General features: G+C 40.4%; 6 protein-coding genes and 1 pseudogene. 5 read left to right on the top strand and 2 right to left on the bottom strand.

Annotation, left to right across the window (positions count from 1 at the left end):
* From holA to ACR2F7_RS15435, 4 genes are all read left to right on the top strand, one after another.
* The coding region (gene holA, locus ACR2F7_RS15450) for a DNA polymerase III subunit delta (RefSeq protein WP_432714441.1) at window positions 1–591 on the top strand (591 nt) is incomplete at its 5' end.
* A gap of 104 nt (window positions 592–695) precedes the next feature.
* On the top strand, window positions 696–3,236 hold the full coding sequence (locus tag ACR2F7_RS15445; protein WP_432714440.1) for a zinc-dependent metalloprotease: 2,541 nt from the start codon (window positions 696–698) through the stop codon (window positions 3,234–3,236).
* An 81-nt stretch (window positions 3,237–3,317) separates the two neighbouring features.
* Window positions 3,318–3,722, top strand: coding sequence for an EVE domain-containing protein (locus ACR2F7_RS15440; RefSeq protein ID WP_432714439.1), 405 nt, complete (start codon window positions 3,318–3,320; stop codon window positions 3,720–3,722).
* An 80-nt stretch (window positions 3,723–3,802) separates the two neighbouring features.
* Entirely contained in the window at window positions 3,803–4,384 is a 582-nt protein-coding gene (locus ACR2F7_RS15435) for a hypothetical protein (protein ID WP_432714438.1), read from the top strand.
* 19 nt (window positions 4,385–4,403) lie between these two features.
* Here the strand turns inward: ACR2F7_RS15435 and ACR2F7_RS15430 are convergent, their stop codons facing one another.
* Window positions 4,404–5,591 (bottom strand): sodium:proton antiporter, encoded by a 1,188-nt coding sequence (locus ACR2F7_RS15430; protein ID WP_432714437.1) that lies wholly within the window; start codon window positions 5,589–5,591, stop codon window positions 4,404–4,406.
* Between the two features lie 17 nt (window positions 5,592–5,608).
* Window positions 5,609–6,130 (bottom strand): acyl-CoA thioesterase, encoded by a 522-nt coding sequence (locus ACR2F7_RS15425; protein WP_432714442.1) that lies wholly within the window; start codon window positions 6,128–6,130, stop codon window positions 5,609–5,611.
* A gap of 77 nt (window positions 6,131–6,207) precedes the next feature.
* On the opposite strand from ACR2F7_RS15425, the pseudogene ACR2F7_RS15420 reads away from it, so the two are divergent.
* A pseudogene (locus ACR2F7_RS15420) lies at window positions 6,208–6,465 on the top strand (alpha-amylase); the annotation flags it as partial.

Here is a 6,465-nt window from a genome sequence, read left to right as displayed (position 1 = left end):
CCCATCCGCGAGAATAAATTGGCACCATGGATAGAAGACCTGGTGAAAGAGAAAGGTTATAAAATTGATCCCCATGCAGCAGCTTTAATGGCAGAATACCTGGGTACCGATCTATCCAAAATTGCTAATGAAGTAGAAAAGCTGATGTTAAACATCAGCAAAGAAACCACCATTGATACCGCACATGTTCAGAAGAACATAGGTATCAGTAAAGAGTACAATGTATTTGAGCTGCAGAAAGCCCTTGCACAGCGCAATGTGATGAAGTGTAACCAGATTGTGAATTACTTTGCCGACAACCCGAAAGCCAACCCCATGGTGATGGTGATGGCCAGCCTTAATACTTACTTTTCTAAAGTACTTAAATATCATTACCTGCCCAATAAAAATGATGCCGCCAAAGAGTTAGGCATCAATCCTTATTTCATCAAAGAATACGAAGCTGCAGCACGGAATTACAATTTCAATAAAACGGTGCAGGTCATTAGTTTGCTCCGTGAATACGACCTTAAAAGTAAAGGAGTGGACAGCACCGGCAATACCAGTGATGGCGAATTGCTCAGAGAATTGGTATTCAAGATTATTCATTAGATTAATTCTTGTTATACTTACTTAGATTTGTAACCGTAAAGTTATATAGCGGATGTAGTTAAGTTCTTTTACACACTTATCTTTGTGTTAATAAACTAACGTACATGAACAAAACTATTATCATTTCTGCCCTTGCTTTGGCAAGTTATTCCATGGCTCATGGGCAAAACAAACCTACGGTACCTACCACACCGAAGATTGCTGCAGATACCACCAAAAAAGCAGCAGGACCACTGGCTGCATTGGGTACTAAAGCTGCCGTTAAACCCTATGCAACGGTGATTACCGGTAAAGCCATTACTAATAAGGGAATGATTACCACCCATAAAGTAGAGGAGAAATTCTTTTTTGAACTTGCAGATTCTTTGCTTGGAAGAGAAATTTTGGTGGTTAACAGAATTTCTAAAGCTGGCGCCGAAGTAAGGTCGGCATCTGGTTATGCAGGTGACCAGATTGGCAGTAGTGTCATTAAGTTTGAAAAAGGACCCAACAATAAGATCTTCATGCGCAAGTTGTCTTACAGAACCTATGGTGCCGACAGCACCACAGCGATGTACCAGGCACTGCAAAATTCGAACATCCAGGCTATTGCAGCGGCATTCAACATTGCAGCCTATTCACCAGATAAAAAAGGAAGTGTAATTGACATGACCGATTTTATCAACAGTGACAATGATATCTTTTATTTTACCTCTTCTACAGCCAAAAGCAGGTTCCGTTTAGGGGCGCAACTTGCAGACAGGAGCTATATCCTCAATATTCGCAGTTTCCCTAAAAATGTAGAAATCGGTACCGTTAAAACTTATACCCTTGTTGCAGCCCCATCACTACCGGGCATGCCAGCAATGGGAGGTGGAGCATCAGGATCCTCAACGGTAGAACTGAACACTTCCCTGGTTATTTTGCCTAAAGTGCCTATGAAAGCAAGGTATTTTGACCCTCGTGTAGGCTATTTTACGGAAGGTTATACAGATTTTGACATCAACCCACAGGGTGTTAGAGAAGTCCAGATTGTTAAAAGGTGGCGTTTAGAACCAAAACCTGCTGACATGGAAAAATATAAACGCGGCGAACTGGTAGAACCCATTAAGCCTATCGAGTTTTTTATTGACCCGGCAACACCTAAAAAATGGGTGCCTTATTTAATGGCCGGTATCAACGATTGGCAGGTTGCTTTCGAAAAAGCAGGTTTTAAAAATGCCATTGTCGCTAAAAGAGCACCTACAGCAAAAGAAGATCCTACCTGGAGCCTTGATGATGCCACACACTCTGCCATCGTTTACAAACCTTCAGAAATTCCTAATGCCAGCGGACCAAGTATCGCTGATCCTCGCAGCGGCGAAATTATTGAAAGCCATATCAACTGGTACCATAACGTAATGAAACTTGTTCATGACTGGTACATGATCCAAACGGCAGCAGTAGATCCAAGAGCAAGGAAAATGGAATTCAGTGATGAGCTGATGGGCGATTTAATCCGCTTTGTGTCTTCTCACGAAGTAGGCCATACTTTAGGCTTGCGTCATAACTATGGATCAAGTTCTACGATACCTGTGGAGAAAATACGCAACAAAGCTTACGTAGAAGCAAATGGACATACCCCATCAATTATGGATTATGCACGTTTCAATTACATTGCACAACCAGAAGATAACATTTCACCAAAAGGCTTATACCCTAGAATTGGTGACTATGATAAATGGGCTATAGAATGGGGCTATAAATTGCTTCCTGAAGCCAAAACCCCTGCTGCAGAAGTTCCTGTGTTGAATAAAATGACCGTGCAGAAGTTAAAAGACAGACGTTTGTGGTTCGGCACGGAAATGAATCCTGATGATCCAAATTCACAAAGCGAAGACCTGGGCGACAATGCCATGTTGGCCAGCACTTATGGTATCAAAAACCTAAAAGTGATTTTGGAGAAATTACCAGAATGGACCAGCGAAAAGAATGAAGGTTATGATAACCTTAAAAACATGTACGGACAGCTGACTACACAATTAGGTCGCTATATGGGTCATGTAACCAAAAATATCGGTGGTGTTTATGAAACGCCAAAAACGGTAGAGCAAAAAGGTGCTGTTTATGAAAGAACACCTGCCGCTAAACAACGCGAAGCCATGGCTTTCTTAAATACCAACTTATTTACCACGCCAACCTGGTTGTTAAAGAAAGACATCCTTGACAATACAGGGCAATCTCCACTTGAGGTAATTCAAAGGTTGCAAGCTCCTGTGCTGAGCAAATTGCTGAGTGCTTATACCATGAATAAGTTAATTAGCGCAGAAGCAGCAGATGGTGCTTCCGCTTATAAGCTTACTGATTTATTTGCCGACTTGCAGGGTTCCATCTTTACAGAACTGCAAAACAACAAGGAGATTGATGTTTACCGTCGTAACCTGCAAAAAAGTTATGTAGAATCGCTGATTTCACTGGTTCAGCCAGCAGCAGCACCTGCAGGTGCTTCAGGAGCCAGATCTGGTGGTTCTGCTAATCAAAGTGATGTCACTTCTGTGGTAAAGGCACAGCTGAGAGAATTAAATGCGAACATTAAAAATTCAACAGCATCAGCAACAGGCTTAAGCAAATACCATTTGCAGGATCTTGGAGAACGCATAGACCTTGCTTTGAATCCTAAAAGCTAATCTTTAATCATACACAATGACCATCAAGCATCCTGATTTATCAGGATGCTTTTTTGTGAACTTATTTTTTACTTTTGTGGCATGAACTACTTTTTAGTCAAATCAGAACCTTTTAAATATAGCTGGGATCAATTTAATAAAGACGGACGCACATTTTGGGATGGTGTACGCAATTACCAGGCCCGTAACAACCTCAAAGAAATGAAAGAAGGCGACCTGGTGCTTTTTTACCACAGCAACGAAGGTAAGAATGTAGTAGGGGTGGCTAAAGTAGTAAAAGAACATTATCAAGACCCTACAACAGATAATGCCAATTGGGTAGTGGTAGATTTAGTACCTGTAGAAAGTTTAAAAAACCCTGTTACCTTAGAGCAAATTAAAGCTGAAGAAAGCCTGGTTAATATCTCTTTAGTCAGACAAGGTAGGCTGTCGGTAATGCAACTAAAAGCAGAGGAATTTGACAAAATTCTGGAAATGGGAAGTTAGATATTGCTTTTTTTTGACAATAATTAAAACTTTATTTGATAAGTGATGTTTATTACATAAATTGTAAAAAATATCCGCCCATGATCAAACGTTTCCTTATCCTCGCTTCTTTTCTAATTACTGTTGGGGTAATGGGCGCTCAGGCACAAGTAAAGCCTTATATTGCTATCATTAACACAGGTGAGCATGTCTTTAAAGGTGTGTTATACCATGTTACTCCAGACAGTGTTGGCGTAAAAAAAGACCAGGATGTGGTATTTTTCAAAGCGGATCAGATTAAAAACATCAAGGTGAAGGAAATGAAAAGAGGTTTCCGTTACAAGAAATACCTCACTTATGATCCTAACGATGAGAAAACATACGAGAAAGTTACGCACAAAATGGTGCCTGTTCGTAAATGGGGAGAAAAAGACCCTACAGTAGAAGAAGAGTTGGGTTGTAGAATCATCACCAGCTTTTACAATACAGCAATTAATGGTGTTTTTGCTTCTATTGGCTTGATGAGTGGCTGCCTAAGCTCCGTAAACATCAATTACAATGTCAATATCTATAAAGCAAATGTAAAGGCATTGGCTTTCCATTCTATCACTTACCAGAATAACCCTAATGATGCTTTGGAGTTACAAACTTTACAAATGGCATCCACCCACAAAGGGAACTAATTCCTTCGGCTAAACAGCCTTAAATACCTTCCTTAATCCTTACCTTTTTTGTTGCTAACAGGCCTATGCTCATGATTAAGCTGGAGCCTAAAACCACCAAAAACAAAAATGAAGTACCTACTTCATGAATCTTCAGGTTGTCTGGCAAGTTAAAATATAACAAGATACTGATCAATCCACGGGGCGCAATAAATATTTCACCACCACTGGTTTCCTTTCTAAAGAGTTTCAGGTAAATAAACCTGAGGAAGAATATCGAAGTCAGCAAAATTAAACCGTTGCCGAGTACATCGCTGTCGTTTAAGGCGTAAATATCTATGGTAAAGCCAAAGATGACAAAGAAAAATGTGCGGACGATAAAAGCTGTTTCTGCCGAAAGCTGGTGCAGCTGCGTTAAATCATTAGCCAGGTTTTTATAGATAAAAATACTCCTGAACCAGGCATGTTGTATAGCTGCCGCATTGTTCAAGAATAAGCCAAAAGATAAGATCAATACCAGCGACGACAAGTGGTAAGACTGGCCAATGGCATAGATGAGGATCAGGATAGAGATGATCAGGAAAAACTTGATGTGATGTGAAAGCTTACCCATGGTATACAATAGCAGTACACAGGAGATGGCCGAGAACACAATAATCAGTAAGGTGCTCATGCCCAATCCGGTAAAGGAAGAAATGGAGATATGGGGATTAGAGATAGCAAAATTGAAAACAATGATGCCCAGGATATCAGAGAAGGAACTTTCGTAGATAATGAACTCTTTTCCTTTGCCAGATAAGGCCGCTGCTGAAGGAATAGCAATAGCAGAGCTGACTACACTGAAAGGTATGGCATTTGTAAAACAGAGGTAGAGGCTCTGGTGGCTAATTTGGTAAATGATAAAGCTGGTAACTATAGTAGTCGCCACCAGGATAACCAGCGCGGAGAGAAAGGCCCCTTTGATGATTTTATTCTTCTCCTTTTCATACTTCAATTCCAGTGATCCTTCAAAAACAATTAAAATCAAGCCTACAGTGCCCAATGCAGGCAAGATGCTCATGAAGTTAAAAGTCTCCAGTTCTAATTTATCTACCAGGATGCGTAAACCAATCCCTAAAAGCAATAACAATAAAACCGATGGTAGCTTTGTTTTAGAAGCTACAAGATCAAACAGGTAAGAAAATATGACTAGTCCGCTTAAAATAATTAGAGTGGTGTAAGTAGTCATATTTTCGAAGTTAATGATTACTCTTTGTAAAACAAAGCCCTGAGCTCTGTTGCATCGTGGGCATCCATTTTTCCACCTAATACCAGGCGAAGCTGGCGGCGTCTCATGGCACCTTCATATAGTTCATGTTCTGCAGCAGTTTCCGGCTCTATTTCAGGTACCAATACAGTTTTACCTTCCTCATCGAGGGCAACAAAAGTATAATAGGCTTCATTAGATTTTGCACGGGTGCCAGATGGAATGTTTTCTGCCCAAACATCTAGTCTCACTTCCATGGAAGTGTGAAATGCACGGGTAACTTTAGCTTCAATGGTAATGACATCACCAAGTTTAATGGCTTGTTTAAAAGAAACATTGTCGACAGATGCAGTAACCACAATCCTGTTGCTGTGTTTCTGTGCTGAAATAGCGGCGGCAATATCCATCCAGTGAAGTAGCCTTCCACCCATTAAATTATTTAATGTGTTGGTGTCATTGGGCAATACTAATTCATTCATGATGGTGAGTGAATTTTTCGGGTGCTTAACTTTTGAGCTCATATTCTCGGCAAAAATAAACAAATTGTACAACTTCATGTTATATATTCGCCGAGTAAGTACAAACACGGTATTAGAACATGAATAAACAACTGCTGATTCAGTATTTTCACTGGTATTATAATGAAAAAGAGGGTCTTTGGATAAAGACCGCTAAAGAAGCGAAAAACTTAAGTAACTTAGGTATCACAGGTGCCTGGCTTCCTCCTGCATATAAAGCAACATCGGGAGGTTTATCCGTGGGTTACGATGCTTATGATTTATATGATCTTGGCGAATTTGACCAGAAAGGTAGTGTAGCCACCAAATATGGTACTAAAGAGGAATACCTGCAGGCC

Source organism: Pedobacter sp. (genome assembly GCF_045628745.1).
GTDB lineage: Bacteria > Bacteroidota > Bacteroidia > Sphingobacteriales > Sphingobacteriaceae > Pedobacter.
This window is presented reverse-complemented; position numbering and strand designations above follow the sequence as displayed.

Coding starts and splice junctions, on each gene's coding strand:
- ACR2F7_RS15445 (WP_432714440.1), top strand. CDS start 696: ATGAACAAAACTATTATCATTTCTGCCCTTGCTTTGGCAAGTTATTCC.
- ACR2F7_RS15440 (WP_432714439.1), top strand. CDS start 3,318: ATGAACTACTTTTTAGTCAAATCAGAACCTTTTAAATATAGCTGGGAT.
- ACR2F7_RS15435 (WP_432714438.1), top strand. CDS start 3,803: ATGATCAAACGTTTCCTTATCCTCGCTTCTTTTCTAATTACTGTTGGG.
- ACR2F7_RS15430 (WP_432714437.1), bottom strand. CDS start 5,591: ATGACTACTTACACCACTCTAATTATTTTAAGCGGACTAGTCATATTT.
- ACR2F7_RS15425 (WP_432714442.1), bottom strand. CDS start 6,130: ATGAGCTCAAAAGTTAAGCACCCGAAAAATTCACTCACCATCATGAAT.